The sequence below is a fragment of the Desulfomicrobium norvegicum genome (assembly GCF_900114595.1).
In the GTDB taxonomy this organism is placed as follows: Bacteria; Desulfobacterota; Desulfovibrionia; order Desulfovibrionales; family Desulfomicrobiaceae; genus Desulfomicrobium; species Desulfomicrobium macestii.
The window spans coordinates 1-18,371 of record NZ_FOTO01000001.1 but is presented as its reverse complement, the minus strand read 5'-3'; the positions used below and the strand labels follow the sequence as shown (position 1 = coordinate 18,371).

General features: G+C 61.0%; 16 protein-coding genes. 2 read left to right on the top strand and 14 right to left on the bottom strand.

The genetic code is table 11. The features are described 5' to 3' along the window. The first annotated feature begins 1 nt into the window (after position 1). On the top strand, positions 2-2,083 hold the full coding sequence (locus BMZ24_RS00075; RefSeq protein WP_092188035.1) for a type IV pilus secretin PilQ: 2,082 nt from the start codon (positions 2-4) through the stop codon (positions 2,081-2,083). 98 nt (positions 2,084-2,181) lie between these two features. On the opposite strand, the gene BMZ24_RS00070 is transcribed toward BMZ24_RS00075, so the two are convergent. The 14 genes from BMZ24_RS00070 to BMZ24_RS00010 all read right to left on the bottom strand — a co-directional run bounded on the left by BMZ24_RS00070 (position 2,182) and on the right by BMZ24_RS00010 (position 17,936). Continuing rightward, positions 2,182-2,844, bottom strand: coding sequence for a GntR family transcriptional regulator (locus BMZ24_RS00070; RefSeq protein WP_092188033.1), 663 nt, complete (start codon positions 2,842-2,844; stop codon positions 2,182-2,184). A gap of 47 nt (positions 2,845-2,891) precedes the next feature. Next, entirely contained in the window at positions 2,892-3,431 is a 540-nt protein-coding gene (locus BMZ24_RS19350; protein WP_161948990.1) for a PilZ domain-containing protein, read from the bottom strand. A gap of 552 nt (positions 3,432-3,983) precedes the next feature. Next, positions 3,984-5,003 carry a molybdopterin-binding protein gene (locus tag BMZ24_RS00065; RefSeq protein ID WP_092188031.1) on the bottom strand — a complete coding sequence of 340 codons (1,020 nt, stop codon included), beginning with the start codon at positions 5,001-5,003 and terminating at the stop codon, positions 3,984-3,986. A 14-nt stretch (positions 5,004-5,017) separates the two neighbouring features. Further along, positions 5,018-5,632, bottom strand: coding sequence for a nucleotidyltransferase family protein (locus BMZ24_RS00060; protein ID WP_092188029.1), 615 nt, complete (start codon positions 5,630-5,632; stop codon positions 5,018-5,020). Then, positions 5,629-6,393, bottom strand: a complete 765-nt coding sequence (gene yqeC / locus BMZ24_RS00055) for a selenium cofactor biosynthesis protein YqeC (protein ID WP_244150276.1) — start codon at positions 6,391-6,393, stop codon at positions 5,629-5,631. Before yqeC ends, BMZ24_RS00060 begins: the two co-directional genes overlap by 4 nt. A 2-nt stretch (positions 6,394-6,395) precedes the next feature. Beyond that, positions 6,396-7,196, bottom strand: coding sequence for a selenium-dependent molybdenum cofactor biosynthesis protein YqeB (gene yqeB, locus BMZ24_RS00050; RefSeq protein ID WP_092188027.1), 801 nt, complete (start codon positions 7,194-7,196; stop codon positions 6,396-6,398). Between the two features lie 55 nt (positions 7,197-7,251). Beyond that, a complete protein-coding gene (gltA, locus tag BMZ24_RS00045; RefSeq protein ID WP_092188025.1) occupies positions 7,252-8,649 on the bottom strand; it encodes an NADPH-dependent glutamate synthase in 1,398 nt (465 codons plus the stop codon). Further along, entirely contained in the window at positions 8,650-9,483 is an 834-nt protein-coding gene (locus BMZ24_RS00040; RefSeq protein WP_092188023.1) for a sulfide/dihydroorotate dehydrogenase-like FAD/NAD-binding protein, read from the bottom strand. It abuts the gene before it with no gap. A gap of 10 nt (positions 9,484-9,493) precedes the next feature. Continuing rightward, on the bottom strand, positions 9,494-10,390 hold the full coding sequence (locus BMZ24_RS00035; RefSeq protein WP_092188021.1) for a SphA family protein: 897 nt from the start codon (positions 10,388-10,390) through the stop codon (positions 9,494-9,496). A 55-nt stretch (positions 10,391-10,445) separates the two neighbouring features. After that, positions 10,446-12,785, bottom strand: coding sequence for a xanthine dehydrogenase family protein molybdopterin-binding subunit (locus BMZ24_RS00030; protein WP_092188019.1), 2,340 nt, complete (start codon positions 12,783-12,785; stop codon positions 10,446-10,448). Then, positions 12,782-13,279 carry a (2Fe-2S)-binding protein gene (locus BMZ24_RS00025; RefSeq protein WP_092188017.1) on the bottom strand — a complete coding sequence of 166 codons (498 nt, stop codon included), beginning with the start codon at positions 13,277-13,279 and terminating at the stop codon, positions 12,782-12,784. The genes BMZ24_RS00030 and BMZ24_RS00025 overlap by 4 nt, the downstream gene beginning before the upstream one ends. A gap of 12 nt (positions 13,280-13,291) precedes the next feature. Then, complete coding sequence (locus tag BMZ24_RS00020; protein WP_092188015.1) at positions 13,292-14,161, bottom strand: FAD binding domain-containing protein; 870 nt, start codon at positions 14,159-14,161, stop codon at positions 13,292-13,294. A gap of 284 nt (positions 14,162-14,445) precedes the next feature. Continuing rightward, complete coding sequence (locus BMZ24_RS00015) at positions 14,446-15,813, bottom strand: sigma-54-dependent transcriptional regulator (RefSeq protein ID WP_092188013.1); 1,368 nt, start codon at positions 15,811-15,813, stop codon at positions 14,446-14,448. Beyond that, positions 15,810-17,936 (bottom strand): PAS domain S-box protein, encoded by a 2,127-nt coding sequence (locus BMZ24_RS00010; RefSeq protein ID WP_092188011.1) that lies wholly within the window; start codon positions 17,934-17,936, stop codon positions 15,810-15,812. Before BMZ24_RS00010 ends, BMZ24_RS00015 begins: the two co-directional genes overlap by 4 nt. Positions 17,937-18,156: 220 nt before the next feature. Here BMZ24_RS00010 and BMZ24_RS00005 point away from each other — a divergent pair. Then, positions 18,157-18,371, top strand: a 215-nt coding sequence (locus tag BMZ24_RS00005; protein ID WP_161948988.1) for a transposase, incomplete at its 3' end; no start/stop codon positions are given.

Sequence of the window (18,371 nt, the reverse complement as noted above, 5' to 3'; positions counted from 1 at the left end):
TATGAAGATCTTCAGAGCGATATCTGGATTTTTATTTTTTGGTTGTATCGTTGTGCTGACTTCATGCGCAACGCACTCTAAGCCCGCCAACATGGATACAGGTGCAGGAACGGATGTGCCTGTTCAAAATCTACCTGCGGTGGTTGTTTCCGAGGCGCTTGGAAAAACAATCATCGATATGCCATTGGATGCCAATACGCAGGTTTACGCAGATCATGATGCTGATAAAAATATCAAGGTACTGTTTACTCCTCCGGTAACTGACTTTGAGCTTCCTCTTAATGTGACGGAGCTTGTCAGTGATATTCAAAAAGAAATGGATGGTGACAAAGTCACGGCATTGAATGTTTTTTTAAAAGCGAACAGCAAGTTTCTTCTTTCAAAGCAATCAGAAACTCTCGGTCGTCTGATGCTCGTATCTGACGAGACGTCGACTCCTCAACTCCCTTCGAACTACATCTCTTCACTGAATTTCAAACCCAAGAATGACTCTCTGCAAGTCGTCACATATTCGAGCCTTCCTTTTGAAGTCACACCTGGCCAAGACGGCGATTTCAAGCTCACGTTCCGCAAAGTGCAATTTCAGGATGCGTTGCTGAAAAAATATGACGTTACAAAACTTGGGTCCGCGATCGATTATGTTACCGCCCTCAACGGTAACGACGGCAACGCATATCTCGTATTTGCCGGTGCGAAAAACCCCGCTTTGTCTGTGCTGCGCAAAGGCGATGAAACCCATATCCTGATCAAGGGCAAAAGCGCGCAAGCTGGAATGGGCGATGTCGCCGGCACTGAAGCTGCTGCACCTGGAGACGCTCTTGCGGAAACCACCAGCGAGATTCAGGAACTCAACACTCTCTTTCCAGGCATGAAAGAGCGTTACACGGGTGAGCGGATATCCATCGATTTGCAGGATGCGGATGTTGAGCATGTGTTGCGTCTCATTTCTGAAATCAGCGGGTACAATCTGATCCTCGACGATGATATTTCCGGAAAGATTTCTCTTAAGCTCGTGGACATTCCTTGGGATCAGGCGCTTGACCTTGTGCTTCTGCAACGGGGTCTGGGCATGGTCATAAAGGGCAACATCATGCGCATTGCTTCCACCACGAAACTTGAAGCTGAACGTGTCCAGCTGCAAAAAGCCCGTGAAGCCGCAATCCAGGCGCAGGTAAGCATGCAGAATCTTGCCCCGCTCAAGACTGAATACATGCAGATAAACTACAATACCGCTGCCGAGTTTGAAGGCAAGGTCAAGACGATGTTGACGGGCCGGGGTTCTGCCTCTTCGGACCCGCGCACCAACATTTTGATTGTCACCGATACTGAAGATACTTTGAAGCGAGTGGACAGTTTCATCAAGAAGCTCGACCGGGCCGAACGCCAGGTCATGATCGAAGCTCGGCTTGTTTACGCCACGGACGAATTCCAGAGAAGCCTTGGCGTCAAATGGGGCACGACTTACAGCACCGAAACTGCTGAGAATCTCCCCAGTGAGCAGTGGCGCGGCAATTTCGCTTCGACGGGTTTGAACGCGATCAATACGGTAAATGGCATCACTCTTGGTGGGACAATTGGTAAATTCCTGGGCGAAGACTTGTTTGCCCTCGACGCAGCGCTCCAGCTTGGTGAAGCAAAGAATCTGGTCAAGACGATCTCTTCTCCTCGAATCCTTACGTTGAACAACAACAGGGCCGAGATACAGCAGGGCACCAAGCTTGCCACGGCAACGGAATCTGAGAGCGGTGGCACCACGACCGAATATGAGGAAGCGGTTCTCAAAATTTCCGTTCTTCCTCAGATCACTCCTGACAACAAGCTGATTCTGGATCTTGAGATCAGCGACGACAGTCCCAAGAGCGATGGTCGTGACATCGATACCAAGCAGACCAAGACCAAGATGATGGTCAGCGATCGTGAAACCATCGTCATCGGTGGCGTGCAGAAAACCACTGAAACCAGTGGCACGAATCAGATCCCCGGATTGGGCGACGTGCCCGGTTTGGGCTGGCTTTTCAAAAATACCTATGATGCCAAGTCCAAGGCTGAACTCCTTATCTTCATCCAGCCCCGCATTATGTAGTATTTTCCCTGTCCGCACACAAAAACAAAGGCCGCTTGCTGACAAGCGGCCTTTGTTTTTGTGTGCGGAATGCCGAAATTCAGCAGAACACTGTCGCGTTATTTTTTTTCAGGGAAGAGTTCGTCGGTATCGAAGTAGTGGCCACGAACGCAGCTTGCATAGGCATTGATGTCTGCTGCAGCTATGGCTTCGTACATGGTCTGATGCTTGACGATCTGGTTTTGCAACAAGGAAGCGGCGTGATCGTAGTAAACCGCGATATAGGTCCAGTAGTAATTTCCCAGTGAATTCCAGGCCTTTTCAAGTGATTCGCTGTGTGCGGCCTGAACGATGGCCAAATGAAACGCCATGTCGTGTTTTCGCATGTTTTTTGAATCGTTTTTGTCGACGCATATTTGCATGTTATCGACGCAACTCTTCAAAAAAGCGAGATCAAGATACTTGGATTCATGTTTGACGATGCTCCATCTTACAGCCAGGGCTTCAATTTCCGTGCGCACGTCATAGTAGTCATTGAGCTGGTCTTTGGTGAGAGTCCTTATGCGTGTGCCTTTGTAAGGTTCCGTTTCCAGTACTCCCTGCGCGATCAAATCGCGAATGGCTTCTCTTACCGCTCCTTGGCTGATGGAGAGTTCCCTTGCCAATTTTGACTCGACTATCTTGTCTCCCGGGTTGAGATCCCCCTTGAGAATGGATTCCATCAAATATTCTGCGACATCGTCTCGCAAAACCCTTCTTTTAAGCAAATTCTTAGTTTCCATCAGTATATCCTTTTAAAAAACAATTATTGATTATTGGGTAACAGGTGTCATTTTTTATCGTTATTATCTTTAAACTCTATTTTGAGTAAATATTTTTGCAGCATTTCACTATCTGCATCACTATCACAGTTAATTTTTGCGACAATCATGCATTCATTTTCTAAACATTTAGATCGAATTAATTGGCTTGATACAAGTAGTGGGTGGTCATTTTTTGGCAGTTTGAATAAAATAAAAAAATTACTGTAAAAATTTTCTTCATCTGGGATTTTTTTTAGAACAAGTTGGGCTGAATTTGCTGAAAGACTCTTGATTAGGCAGTTAAAATAAGATTTTTTATTATTTTTATCGGCTAATATTACAGCGGGTATGGAGCATTTTTTTCGTGGAGAAAGTCTTTTTTCTTGTTCTGCGAGTGAATTGTTCTCGTGAATAAGTACATATTCTGTAAGTATGCTCTCTATCAAAGATGAAATTGTTCTGTTTTCAATTCTACAAATCGCTTTGAGTTGATCGAGCGTTTCATCATCGGTCCGAAAGGAAATTTTTGTATTTTTACGTGTGCCTGAATTTTTGAAAATGCTCATCATGCTTCACCATTTTCATGCGTTTTTCAAAACCGCTCAAAACCATATTTCTTTAACATGGTATCAGTTTCATATTTCAAGCAATTTTTCAATAATCAATTTTCTGTTATAGTTTCTAGGTAAAATTGTAAATGTCCGATTTTATGAATTTTAGTGGATGACAGGCATGTTGATTTCGCAGTGATCTGTCTGCAAATGAAATCCGGATTTTTTTTGAAACAGGCCGTTCCATCAGTGAGAGCACTGATCAGTTTGGTACTGTCCGACTTCTTGTTGACGAGGATCACGAACAACTGCGCCATGTAGGACGAAGCGATATCCGTCCGTGGTCCAAGAAGCTTCCTGGCGCAGAAATCCTAATCCCGGACAAGTGATCGTCGGTGGTCAGGCAGTGGGTGGCAATGGTGCTGAAAGAAGTTGAGATGTCGTCGGATGTCGCTCTTTAAGTCTCTCTTATGCACCATTGCAGATATGGATTCATCTTCGAAATGAACATTTATAGAGCTTCATCCGACGATTTTCATCTTGCCTTGATAATAAGGTCCCGATCACTCACTTACCGAATCCGCAGGCAGGGTACCTGCATGTTCCGCAGTTTTCGCACAGGCCGCCGTGGCCCAGGGCCACGATGTCCCGCCGCGTGAGGCGTTCACCGGCCAGGAGGCGGGGGACCACCAGGTCGAAGATGCTGGCCTTGTAGTACATGACGCAGCCGGGCAGCCCGAGGACGGGGACGTCGTCCAGGTAGGCCAGCATGAACATGGCGCCGGGGTAGGTGGGGGCGCCGTAGGAGATGACCTCGGCGCCGGTGGCGCGGATGGCCGCCGGGGTCTGGTCGTCGGGGTCCACGGACATGCCGCCGGTCACGGCGATGAAGTCCGCGCCCTGGCGGACGAGGGATGTGATGGCGTCGGCGGTCATGTCCACCATGTCCGAGACAAAGACCTGGTCCACGACCTCGCTGCCAAGGTCGTCGAACTTGGCGCGCAGCAGCGGGCCAAAGCCGTCCTTGATGCGCCCGTTGAAGATCTCGCTGCCCGTGGTGACCACGCCGACCTGCGCGTGCCTGAGGGGCCTGACCTCGATGAGCGGGCTGTGTTGGGCGCAGACGGCCTCGGCCTCCTGCATGAGCGCCTCGGGCACGACCAGGGGGATGACCCGCGTGCCGGCCAGGACGCGGCCCGGCTTCACGCGCTGGTGACGGTGGATGGTCCCGAAGCTCACGTCCTGGATGTCGTTCAGGCGCGTGAGGCCGTCGACGTCGATGCACAGCAGTCCGTTGTGGGACGCGGTCAGGGTGACCTTGCCCTCCTGGGGCTCGCTGAAGGCGATGCCCTGGCCGGCCGCGGCGCGGGACAGGCGGATGGCGGCCGTATCCTCGTGCACGTAGCCGTCGGCCGGGTCGAAGACGTACAGGTTGGCCTTGCCGATATCGAGCAGGGCCGGGATGTCCTCCTCGCGCACCACGTGGCCGCGCCGGAAGGCCGGACCTTTTCCGCCGCCCGGCACGATTCTCGTGATGTCATGACACAGCACCGTTCCCACGGCGTGTTCGACTGCGATGGTCTTCATGTCCTTCTCCTTGTTCAGGGTCTGAAAATTTCGTCCGAGCCCGGCTGCCGCGTGGCGAGCAGGGCCAGGTAATCGTCCATGGTGTCCACGTCGCGCAGGAGCGCGGGATCGTCCACCTCGACCTCCCGCACATGCCTGGCGTGCTCCTTCAGCAGGCGCCGCGCGCCGATGTCGCCGGTCAGCGCGGACGCCTGGCGCATCAGTTCGCGGCCGATGACGGCGGGGTTGCCGGGCTGGCCCTGGTGGACCGGCACGACGGCCATGGGGCGCTCGGCCAGGAAGCATTCGACGAGCGTGTCGATGAGTGCCGTGCCGACAAGGGGCTGGTCGCCGAGCAGGAACATGACGCCGTCGGCGTCGAGGCCGTTGCGCAGGCCGGTGCGCACCGACGTGCTCTGGCCTGCGGCGAAGTCCGGGTTCACGGCCACGGCGATGCCGCTCGCGTCGATCTTCGGCAGGATTTCCCCGTGGGCGTTGCCCAGGACCAGCAGCACATGTTCGAGGCTCGAGGCCCGGGCCGCGTCGATGACGTGCTGCAGCAACGGTCGGCCGTGCAGGGGCAGGAGCTGCTTGACCGCACCCATGCGCCGTCCCAGCCCGGCCGCGAGGATCACGCCGCGCACGCTCACGGCCAGATCTCCGTCGCGAAGGTGAGGGCGCCGGCCGCGCCGATGCAGGCCCTCTGGGGCAGGGCGGCGGCGTCGCGCAGCAGCCCGAGGACCTCGCGGCCGTGGTCCAGGGCGCGCGGCATGTCGGCCTGGTTCAGCCACAGCAGGCGCACGGCGTCGTCCGGCGCGCCCTTGAACATGCCTTCGGGGTGCGCGCAGACCCGCGCCACGGAGGCCGGCGTGACGCGGGCTCCGGGAGCGAGACCCCCCAGCTCCGCGAAACGCGCGCTTCTGCAGACATGATTTTCGTCCAGCGGGCCGCCTATGGCCGTCAGGCCCGCCACGGCCAGCACATGGGTGCTGCGCGCCGGGATGACCGGCTCATGCGCGGCCGGGGCCTTGAGGGGCAGGCAGCGCGCGCCGTCGGCCTCGACCAGGATCCAGTCGAAGATTCCCGCGTCCGCCAGGTTGTGGATGAAGTCCGGCGCGAGCCCCATGAGCTTGCCGCCGTCCACGGTCCAGGCCAGACAGACGGGAAGGTCCGAGGACGCGACGTCCCGGCATTCGTGGAGGAGCCGTTCGTTGTTCTCGGCCAGGATGAGGCGGGCCTGGTGCGGTTTTGGAGGGAAGATGCGCGTCGTGGTCGTGCAGGCCACCCGCAGCCCGCGTCCGATCAGTTCCGCGGCCAGACGGTACATGGCCGTGGTCTTGCCGCCCGCGCCGACGATGGCCAGCAGGCCCTGCCCCGGGAGGTTCAGGGCCTCGGCCATGGTTCCTGGCATGCTCAATTGTACACCCTCATGACGCATTCCAGCACGGCGCCGCCCAGGGCACGGCCTTTGTCCGAGATGGTGTGCAGGAAGGAAAGGTCCCCTCTGGGGTCGATGTCCCCGAGCTTGAGCCCCTGGGGTACATGGCCGTTGGGGCGGATCTGGCCTCGCAGGAGCCCGGGTATTTCCGCCGTGACCGGCGATCCTGCGACGTGTCCGAGGACCTGCCCCTTCTCCACCAGATCCCCGAGGCGGCAGTCCCAGATGAGCTTGCCTGGCACGGGCGCGCGCAGCACGCGTTCTTTCGAGAAGCCGCCGATGGTGCCGGGGATGCCCGTGTTCGGCGCGGCCTCCCCTTCGGTGATGATGCGGCCCAGGTTGTGGCCGCGGTTGGTCTCGACGACGAGATGGGCGTCCCTGCCGGCCGTGAAGCCCGGCCCCATGCCGATGACCAGGGGTGCGTCGGTCATGCGCGTGCCCAGGTTGCGCTTGGCGATGATGGCGTCGATGAGCACGTCGGGCCTGATGGCCTCAAGGCTTGTCCAGGCGGGGTCGACCAGCACGGGCACGTCGCCGGCGGCCCAGACCGCTTCGATCTGTTCCGGGCCGTCCACGCGCACCCCGCGCACGTCCTCGACCATGCAGATTCCGTCGTGAACGGCTTCGCAGAAGCTGACCGTGCGTCGCACGGCCAGGGGGTGGGGCGTCTCCAGGATGACGATGCGCCGCATCCGCGCGTGGTGCAGCCGCCAGACCACGGCCGATGCCATTTCCCCGCCGCTCTTGATGGCGATGACCCGTTCGCTCAGATTCATGCTGCCTCCTCGTGGCTTCGGGAAGGGGGAGGGAGGGAATCCCTCCCCCGTGTTGTTACCAGCCCCAGGTCAGGTACTCGTGGATGGAGTCGGCGGCCTTGCGGCCCGCGCCCATTGCCAGGATGACCGTTGCCGCGCCGGTGACGATGTCGCCGCCGGCCCAGACGCCCTTCTTGCCCGTCTTGCCCGTGTCCGCGTTGGCCGTGACGTAGCCCCATTTGTTGAGGGGCAGGTCCGGCGTGGAGCGGGTCAGCAGCGGGTTGGCCCCGGAGCCGATGGCCACGATGGCCAGGTCGCACTCGAGGACGAACTCCGATGTCGGCACCTCCACCGGCCGTCTGCGGCCCGACGCGTCGGGTTCGCCCAATTCCATGCGGATGCATTCGATGCCCGTCAGGCGGCCCTTGTCGTCGCCTAGGTAGCGCACCGGGTTGCACAGGAGCTGGAAATCGAGCCCCTCCTCCTCGGCGTGATGGATCTCGGCCTTGCGCGCCGGCATCTCCTCGCGGGAGCGGCGGTAGACCAGGCTGACCTTGTCCGCGCCCAGGCGCATGGCCGTGCGGGCGCTGTCCATGGCCACGTTGCCGCCGCCAAGGACTGCCACGCGCTTGCCGCGCGGGATGGGCGTGTCCACTTCGGGGAAGAGGTAGGCCTTCATCAGGTTGGCCCGCGTCAGGTATTCGTTGGCCGAGAGCACGCCCACGAGGTTTTCCCCCGGGATCCTCATGAACTTGGGCAGGCCCGCGCCCACGCCCAGATACACGGCGTCAAAGCCCTGTTCGAAGAGCTCGTCCACAGTCACGGTGCGTCCCACGACCACATCGCACTCAAGGCTCACGCCCTGGGCCTGCAGGCAGGCCACCTCGGCGCCGACGATGTCCTTGGGCAGCCGGAACTCCGGGATGCCGTAGACGAGCACGCCGCCGGGCTTGTGGAAGGCCTCGAACAGACCGACCTCATGGCCCTTGAGCACCAGGTCGCTGGCCACGGTCAGGCTGGACGGCCCCGATCCGACCACGGCCACGCGCTTGCCCGTGGCCGCGTCGCGGGAGGGCAGCTCGCAGACGTGGTGCTGCCGTTCCCAGTCCGCGGCGAAGCGCTCCAGGTTGCCGATGGCCACGGCCTCGCCCTTGCGGCCCAGCAGGCAGTTGCCCTCGCACTGGATCTCCTGGGGGCAGACCCGGCCGCACACGGCCGGCAGGCTGTTGCGTTCCCAGATTTTGCCGATGGCCTTGTCGAAGTCGCCGGCGGCGATGTGCTTGATGAAGCCCGGAATGTCGACGTTCACGGGACAGCCCTGCACGCACGCCGGGTTCTTGCACTGCAGGCAGCGTGAAGCCTCGGCCACGGCCTGTTCGGTGGTGTAGCCCAAGGGGACTTCCTCGAAGTTGCGGGCCCGGACCAGAGGCGGCTGCTCGGGCATGGGCTGTCTGGGTGTTTTTTCGGCGGTCATCTAGTGCCTCCCTTCGCATTTGCAGAGTTCGTGGCTGTGACGCTCCTGCTCGGTGTAGGCGCGCAGTCGCAGGATGAGCTCGTCGAAGTCCACCTGGTGGCCGTCGAACTCGGGCCCGTCCACGCAGCCGAACTTGGTCTCGCCGCCCACGGTCACGCGGCAGCCGCCGCACATTCCCGTGCCGTCGATCATGATGGGGTTGAGGCTGACCATGGTCGGCACGCCGTATTCCTTCGTCATGAGGGACACGAACTTCATCATGGGCACCGGGCCGATGGCCACGACCTGGTCCACGCCGCCGGCCTCAAGCTTCTCCTTCAGCACTTCGGTCACGAAGCCCTTGCGGCCGTAGGAACCGTCGTCGGTGCAGATGTGCAGGTCGGTGGAGGCCAGGCGCATCTTGTCCTCCAGGATGAGCAGGTCCCTGTTGCGGGAGCCGATGATGGACGTGACGTCGCAGCCGGCCTGCTTCATGCCGCGGGCGATGGGGTGCAGCACGGCCACGCCGGTGCCGCCGCCCACGCAGACCACGTTCTTGCCCGGTTCGATGTGCGTGGGCTGGCCCAGGGGCCCGATGACGTCCTGGTAAGCGTCGCCGACCCCAAGGCGCCGGAAGAGCTCCGTGCTCTTGCCTACGACCATGTAGATGACGGTGACCGTGCCTTTTTCCGGATCGGTCTCGGCCATGGTCAAAGGGATGCGCTCGCCGTTTTCGTTCGCTTTCAGGATCAGGAACTGCCCCGGCCTGGCCTTGGCCGCGATGCGCGGGGCCTCGATCTCGTTTAAAATGACCGTGCCTCCGGCCATCTCCTCTCTGTTGACTATGGTGAACATGGCTTTTTCCTTAGAATGCTTTCATGATCATGAGGGTGGTCACGTTGCCCTGGGAATTGACCTTGTTCTCGAATTCCCACAGGGACCGCATGGATACGCCCAGGCCCCACTCGGGTACGAAGACGCTGACTTCCGGGCCGATGGCGTAGGCTTCCTCGCGGTCGTTCGTGGTGCCGGGACCGCTGTCATCGGTGAGTTGCCAGCGGCAGTAGCCGGCCAGGCCCACGTCCCAGGTTTTGGCCAGGGTCTTGCCCAGGCCCCATTCGAAGTGGAAGTCGTTGCCGTAGGTGACGTCCGTGTCCTCCTGCTCCGAGTGGATTTCGTAGCGGGACAGGGCGGAGATCGACCAGGTCTTCGCCTCGTCGAAATAGAAGGTTGCGCCGGCCGTGAGCATGCCGGTCCAGAAGCCCTTGCCGGGGCTGGCCGGTTCGTCGGCGTCGAAGTCGCCCGTGGGCAGGTATACGCCTACGCCCAAAGCCGCGTCGTAGCGGGGGCCGTGCCAGGCCAGGATGGCCGGTTCGATGAGGATGTCGCCCAGACCGAACTCGTTGTCGTCGAAGAGCGTCATGCCGCCGGCCTTCATTGAAATGTCGGTGTAGACCAGGGGCACGCAGATGTCGGCCACGAGGTTGGCGCCCAGCAGTTCGATGCCCGAGGAGTACACGAGGCGGTTGACCAGGGCGTAGACATTGACGTCGAAGTCCACGTCGATCTCTTTGCCGTTCTTGTCCCGCAGGTCGTCGGCCGTATAGAGCACGTTGTACATGCGCCAGTAGATTCCTTCGGGCGGCAGGGTCGCGGCCTTGATGCCCTCCACGCCACTGACATAGTGGCCCGATCCGGCCAGGGCGGCCGATCCCATCATCACGAAGGTCGCCATCGCGGCGGTTAACAGCAGTTTTTTCATTTCGCCCCTCCAGGCTGAAACGGCGCAGAGGCCTCTGGCCCCTGCGCCGCCATGCTTATGAATTCAAGGCCTTGAACACGCGTTCCGGCGTCATCGGGATTTTCTTGAAGCGGTAGCCCGTGGCGTTGGCCACGGCGTTGGCGATGGCCGAAGCCGGGCAGACCAGACTGCATTCGCCCGCTCCCTTTGCTCCGAACGGGCCGGTGGGGTCGTTGCCTTCGACGATGATGGAGTGGATCTCGGGCGTGTCCTCGGCCGTGGGCAGCATGTAGTTGTGCATGCTGTACTGCTGCTGTTGGCCCTTGTCGTTATAGGTGATCTCCTCGCTCAGAGCGTAGCCGATACCCTGCACCGCGCCGCCCTCTATCTGCCCTTCGACGATCATGGGGTTGATGGCCCGGCCGACGTCATGGGCGGCGGCCAGCTTGACCACGCGGACCTGTCCCGTGCGGGTGTCCACCTCGACCTCGGCGAAGCAGGCGTGCCACGGTGGGGCGTTCTCGGGCACGATGCGGCCCACGCCGATGAACTGCTTGTTGCGGACGTGGGCGTGGTAGGCCAGTTCCTCCATGGTCACGGAGTTGCCCTTACCCTCCTTGACTTCTTCGAGCTGACACAGGCCCGAGCCCGAACACTCGCCGAGGTTTTCGGCCGTGGGGGCGATGACGCCTTTTCTGATCTCCAGGCGTTCGGCCGGGATGTTGAAGTAGCCGGCGGCGTAATCCAGGACCTGCTTGCGGGCGTCGGCCGCGGCGGCCTTGATGGCTGTTCCGGCGGCATAGCAGGTGCGGCTGGCGTGACTGCCAATGTCGAAAGGCGTGCCCAGGGTGTCGCCGTAGGTCAGGCCGATGTTGTCCATGTTCATGCCAAGGGTCTCGGCCGCGATCTGTACCAGGCTGGTGCTCGTGCCCGTGCCGATGTCCGGCACGCCCGAAGCCACCTGGGCCGAGCCGTCGGACTGGATGGTCACGTAGGCGTTGTCGTAGTCCACGCAGAACGGCCAGGCGTTGCTGACGTGGGTGCCGACGGCCATTCCCAGGCCGCGCAGCTTGACAGAGTCTGGCTCATTGAGCTTGCCCCGTCGCGACCAGCCTATGCTTTCGGCGCCCTGACGGATGCATTCGGGCAGCTCCGACGTTCCGCAGGGATACGGCAGGCACCACGGGTCGCCGGGGCGCATGATGTTCTTCTTGCGCAGTTCCATGGGATCCATGCCGAGCTTTTCGGCCATCATGTCCACGGCCTGCTCCATGGCCAGGTTGCCCTGGGGGTTGCCGAAGCCGCGCATGGCGCCGGCGCTGGTGCAGTTGGTGTACACGCTGTGTCCGAAGTAGCGCTGGTGCGGGATGCGATAGATGGCCAGGGTCATGGCCCCGCACACGCCGGGCAGTTCCGCGCCGAAGGTGCAGAAGGCCCCCGTGTTGAGGACGGCCTTCATGTCCAGGGCCTGGAAGGTGCCGTCCCTCTTGGCACCGAGTTTGACCGTGACGTAGCCGGAGTGGCGCGTGTCGGAGGCGATGAAGTCTTCCTTGCGGGTGTAGATCATCTTGACGGGCCGCTTGGCCAGCAGGGCCAGGCCCATGGCGATGGGTTCGGCCTTGCCGCTCAGGCCGATGCGCACTCCGAAGCCGCCGCCCACGTAAGGCGGGGCCAGGACGCGGATCTTGCCGGCCGGGATGTCGAAGATCTTGCCGAGGATGGCCCTGGACGGGTGCGGGGTCTGGGTGGTGGACCATACGGTCACGTTGCCGTCGCCATCGACCTGGGCCACGGCGGCCTGGGTCTCCATCTGGACCTGCTTGACCACGGGCAACTCGAAGGTCTCTTCGATGATCACGTCGGATTCGGCGAGGCCCTTCTCCACGTCGTTGTAGGGGATCTTCACGATCTCGGCAGGGATGTTCCTGCCCTCGGGAGTGCAGCCCTTGCCGGGATGCAGTTCGGGAGCCTCGGGTTTCATGGCCTCCAGCGGATCGAAGACCGCGGGCAGGATTTCGTATTCGACCTTGATGAGGGTCAGGGCCTTTTCCGCGATGGCCTCGCTGGTGGCGGCCACGGCGGCCACTTCGTCACCGACGTGGCGCACGACCTCGTCGAAGAGCAACTGGTCCAGTACCCGCTCCAGCTGCGGGATGGTCAGGAACATGGGCACGGCGGCGTTGAAGAGGTTTTTGGGGCCGTTCTTGTGGGTCATGACGGCCTTGACCCCGGGCAGCTTCTCGGCCTCGGAGGTGTCGATGCTGACGATGCGGGCGTGGGGATGCGGGCTGCGCAGCACTTTGGCGAAGAGCATTCCCGGCAGGAAGATGTCCGTGGTGAAGAGGCCGCGACCCGTGGTCTTGTCCACGCCGTCGCGCCTGTTGACGCTTTTACCTACGTATTCGAACTGGCTCATAAGTCTCCTCCCTTGACGGCAGAGGCCCGCAGGTTGCGCGCGGCGTCTTCCACCGCTTCCTCGATTTTGACGTAGCCCGTGCAGCGGCAGATGTTTCCGCCGACCGCTTCCCTGATCTGTTCCTTGGAGGGGGACTTGTTCTTGTCCAGCAGGGCCTTGGCCGACATGATCATGCCCGGGGTGCAGAAGCCGCACTGGACCGCGCCCTTGTCGATGAAGCTCTGCTGCAGCGGGTGCAGGCCGCCATCGCCCTCGACGCCCTCGATGGTCTGGATGTCCGCGCCCTGGGCGCGCATGGCCGGGATGAGGCAGGCGTTCATGGCCTTGCCGTTGAAGATGATGGTGCACGCGCCGCATTCGCCCTTGCCGCAGCCGCGCTTGGTCCCTGTGAGGTGCATTTTTTCGCGGAGCACATCGAGGAGCATCTCCGCGGGGGAGACGGCGATCTCGATGACCTCGCCGTTGAGTCGAAATGAAATGATCTGGTTCGGCATGTTCTTCCTCCGTTATGCTTTGCGGGCGTCTTCGACTGCCGCTTGAAGGACCCGTTCGATGAAAACGGGCAGGACTCCCATCCGGTATTCCTTGGAACCGCGGATGGCGCTGCTGCGGAACATGGCCTGGTTGCGGGCCAGCTGCCCGGCTTCGGTCATGGTCGCGCTCGTGACGGGGGCGCCTTTGAGGAATTCCTCGGCGTCGAGGGCGTGCTGGGGTCCCGCGCCCACGGGGGCGATGAGGACCCGGGCCCACTTGAATGCGTCGCCGTCGAGTTCGACCATGGCCGAGACGGCGAGCATGGGCAGGGCCAGGGCCTTGCGCTGTTCCATGCGCAGGTAGGCCGAACCCTGGCCTTTCTGCTTCACGGGAAATCTGACGTGGGTCACGACCTGGCAGCAGCTGTCGATGCAGGACAGGCAGACGCCGGCGTACATGTCTTCGAGCGGCATGGTCTGCATGCCTTCCTGGGTGGTGATCTCGGCCGTGGTTTCGAGGCAGGCCAGGGCCACGGCGGCGTCGGCGGCGGGGTTGCCGGTGACGATGTTGCCGATGATGGTGCCCATGTTGCGGATCTGCAGGGACCCGACCTTGCGGCAGGCCTGGGCCAGGGCCGGCGCGTGTTTCAGGACCAGCTCGGACTTGGCCGCCTGGGCGTGGGTGACGCTCGCACCGATGCGGATGAACCCGTTCTCTTCGGTGATGTTCTTGAGTTCCGCGATCTGGGTGAGGTCCACCAGCACGTCGCAGGTGTTCTTGCCGTCCTGCAGTTCCAGCATGAGGTCGGTGCCGCCGGCGATGATCCGGGCCTTCCCCCTGTTGGTGCTGAGGACCGTGACCGCTTCGGACACGGTCGCCGGGAAAACGTAGTTTTGAACCATAACTGTCCTCCGTTGTATTTTCGAACGCGGCCGGGATGCCGGTGCCGAAATTCGAGATTGGTATTGGAAGGATCATGCCAGATTGTATGACAGTGCAGTTATCTGAAATTTAAGGATTTAGTTGGATGGGATGAAAAAAGGCCATAACTTTAGTTATGGCCTTGGAGGCGAAGCTTCAGAGGAAAAGCCGATTCATGGAATGGTTACGGATAGATAACCCCGGTTATTCCCCTGCGGCGGTTCATGCCATGGGTTATACGGGTGTCCATGATTTCAAAGACGCTTCAGAGCCCGTCTTTTTTCAGCCGCTTGCTCAGTGCCGGCTGGGAGATGCCGAGCCAGCGCGCGGCCACGGTCTGCACTCCGCCCGCCCGGCTCATGGCCTCGCGCACCAGGGCATGCACGGTCTCGTCGATGGTCGGCAGGGTGGCGGGGAAGCACAGCTCCTCGTGCATGCCGAGGTGCCCGGGGTTGTCGTTGTCGGGGCCGCAGGAGAAGTCCCCGCCGTTCCAGCGGCCCATGGCGTCGAAGACGAAGGCGCGCAGCTCGCGGACGTTGCCGGGGAAGGGGTAGGCGCTGAGGCGGCTGATCAGGCAGCGGCTGGGTCTTGGCGCGTCCTTGCCGAAGCTGGCGGCGGCCTGGCCGATGAAAAGGTCCAGCAGGACCGGGATGTCGTCGGTGCGTTCGCGCAGGGGCGGGATGCGGACCATGTGCGTGCACAGGCGGTAGTAGAGGTCCTTGCGGAAGCGGCCCTCGCGGGTCATGGCCTCCAGGTCGCGGTTGGTGGCCACCACGATGCGCGCCTCGGACGGGCGGGGAAGGTCCGCGCCGAGCGGCATGTACTCGCGCTCCTGAAGGAGGCGCAGCAGCTTCACCTGGGACGTTTCGTTCAGGTCGCCGATCTCGTCCAGGAAGAGCACGCCGTCGGCGGCCTGCTCCACGAGGCCCTTGCGGGCCAGGACCGCGCCGGTGAAGGCCCCCTTGCGGTGGCCGAAGAGGGTGTCGCTGAAGACCATGTCGTCGAGGCCCGCCACGTTGACGGCCACGAAGGGCTTGCCCGGGCAGGACAGCTTGTGCACGGCGCGCGCGGCCAGCTCCTTGCCGACGCCCGTCTCGCCGTTGATGAGGATGGGCTCGGGCGAGGCGGCGACGGCCTCCAGGTACTTGAAGATCTGGCGCATCTTGATGCTGGCCGTGGTGAAATGGGCGAAGGCCTGGGGGTTGGCCAGGCGGTCCTGGACGAGGCTCTCGCGCAGGGACGTGTTCTCGCGGCGCAGGCGGCTCATCTCCAGGGCCGTGCGCACGGAGGCCATCAGCCGCTCTTCCTCGACGGGCTTGGCCAGGTAGTCCAGGGCGCCGAGTTTCATGCATTCCACGGCCGACTCGATGGACTCCACGCCCGTGGCCACGATGACGGGCAGTTCGGGTCGCGTCTCGCGCACATGGGCCAGGATTTCCTGGCCGGTGACGCCGGGCATGCTCAGGTCGAGGATCATGGCCCCCAGGGGCTGGCCGTCGATGATGCGCATGGCCTCGACGGGCTCCCGGCAGCAGATGATGTTGTCGATGCCGCAGGAGCGCAGGCACAGGTCGAAGCTGGTCAGGATGTCGGCCTCGTCGTCGACGATGAGGACGGGGTAGGGCTGGATCATGCGGCGTCTCCTTCTTGGCGGGCGGGGAACGTCAGTCTGACGCGCGTTCCTTCGCCCCGGCGGGAATGGATGGTCAATTCTCCGCCGTGCTCCTGCATGATTCGGGAGGAAATGGAAAGGCCCAGACCGGTACCCCCGCAGGCGCGTTTGGTGGTGTAGAAGGGGTCGGTTACGTGTGGCAGGTCCTCGTCGCTGATGCCCAGGCCCTGGTCCTCCACCTCGAGCCAGGTCAGGCCCGGCGCGGGGTCGAAGCCGGTCCGCACGCGGATGGCCTTGGCCTTGTCGTCCACGGCTTCGCAGGCGTTCTGGAGGATGTTGATGATGACCTGTTCGATCTTCTGGAAGTTGCCCCTGAAGTGCGGCATGCCGAAGCCGTAACCGATCTCCAGGCGGTTCGTGGCCTTCTGCAATTGGTTGTCGAGGAGCAGCACGGCGGCCCGCAGCACGCCGTTGATGTCGATGACCTCGTTCATGACGGTGGAGCCCTGGCGGGCGTAGTTCTTGAGGTCCTGCACGATGTGCTTGATGCGCCTGGACGAGGTCATGATCCCGGAGAAGAGCTGCGGCACGCGCTCGCGGGCGTAGGAGTAGCGGAGGCTGCCGAGCATGAAGTCGCCGTGCTCGTCCATGTACTGGTCGAGGATGACCCGCGCGTCGTACCACATGCGGGAGAGCAGCGGCACATTGAGGATGATGGAGTTGTTGGGGTTGTTGATCTCGTGGGCCACGCCTGAGACCAGGATGCCCAGCGACACCATCTTGCCTGCCTGTACGAGCTGTTCGTATTCGATCTTGGCGCGTTTTTCGGCGTTCTTGCGCTCGGTGATGTCGCGGAAGGCGATGAGGGTGGTGCCGGAGCGCAGGGCGGCGCGCTTGACGTTGGCGATGAGGGTGCGTTGCTGTCCGCCTTTGTCGGTGACCTCGACCTCCAGGTTCCTGATTTCCCTGACCTCCGCCAGTTCGTGGTTGGAGTAGAACCGGTTGCCGACGAGGTCGAAGATGGTGTCGAACCCGAGGATCTCGTCAGAGTCGTATCCGAAGATACCCGTGACGTTGCAGCTGACGAAGACGATCCTGCCATCGTCGGTAGTAAGAAAGATCGCGTCCCAGATGCTCTCCAGGGTGATGCGGTGGAACTCCTCGGACTCCTGCAGCCTGTCGACCCATCGCTTGTAGCTGGTCAGGTCCTTGTAGTTCTTGACGATGCCGAGCACCTCCCCGCCCTCGCTCCGCAGGGCCGCGGCCTTGACCAGACAGGACTTTCGCTCGCCCGAGATGGACACGAACTCCTTCTCGAAGTCGGTCTTGGAGGAGCCGACGACGATCTCCTGGATGATGCAGTGGTCCGTGCACTTGTGGCGGCAGGGGAAGATGTCGAAGCACTTCTTGCCCAGAATCCCCTCGACGGGCTGTTCCACCAGTTCCGCGAAGGCGAGGTTGGCGCGGACGATGTTGCGGTCCGAGTCGAGCACGAGGATGCCGTCGCCCGAGGTGTCGAAGATGTGTTCGAGCTCCATATAGGCGTGTTCGAGGTTGCGCTCGGTGCGCTTGCGGCGGGCTATCTCCTCGTTCAGGGATTCGTTGTACTCCTGCAGCGTTCGGGTCCTGTCCTCGATGATCTTCTCCATCATGTGCAGCAGGGCCTGCTTTTCGTTCTCCTTGATCTTGAGATCCGTGATGTCCTTGAAGGTGGCCAGCACGTAATCCTTTCCGTCCACTTCGATGCGGTTCAGGATGACCTGCGTGTCGATCATGATGCCGTCGCGGCGGATGTCCTTCCATTCGAACTTCTGGACATTGCCGCGCAGGGCTTCGCTGACCTTCTTCTGCGCTATTTCGTAGGAGTTTTCGCCGTCGGGCTGGAAGAGGGGGGCGAAATCGCTCGGGAAGAACCCGATGATGTCCTCCTTATCGCATTTCCAGATCTGGCAGGCCTCCTGGTTGCACTCGGACAGCGTCTCGTCGATGAGCAAAACGCCGTCCGACAGGCCCTGGAAGATGGCCTCGTACTTCTCCAGCTTCTTCTGCATGGCCGCGATTTCCAGGTCCTTCGCGGCCAGCAGTCGTATCAGATCTTCAGGCTGATCCGCAGGTTGCGGATCGCCAATCAACAGATTGTCCATGATACCCTCGCCAGGGAACGTCAGGTTCTGAATGCCGTTGCCGAGCCAATTGCGGGCGGCGGTTCGTTGTGTGTTTTACAGGGTGGTCATACCGGAGGAGTGGAGAAGAATAAAGGCGATTCGGGTGTCGTTTGGATGGGAGGGTGGTCAAAGCAATGTGTGAGCTATCTTCACTTTAGCGGACACACCAACTACCCTAATGGGAACGAGAGGTGTGTTTATGAGCAAACAACGCAAGTATGATCCTGACTTCAAGCGAGAGGCCGTCCGCCTTGTCATCGAAGATGGCATGGGCGTTCGTGAGGTCGAGCGTAGTCTAGGCATCACGTATGGCGTCTTAAAGGGCTGGGTGCAGAAACATCGAGACCATCAGGACGCGGCCTTCGTGGGCAATCATGCGCCGGAATCGCCAGAGGCCGAGCTGAAGCGTCTTCG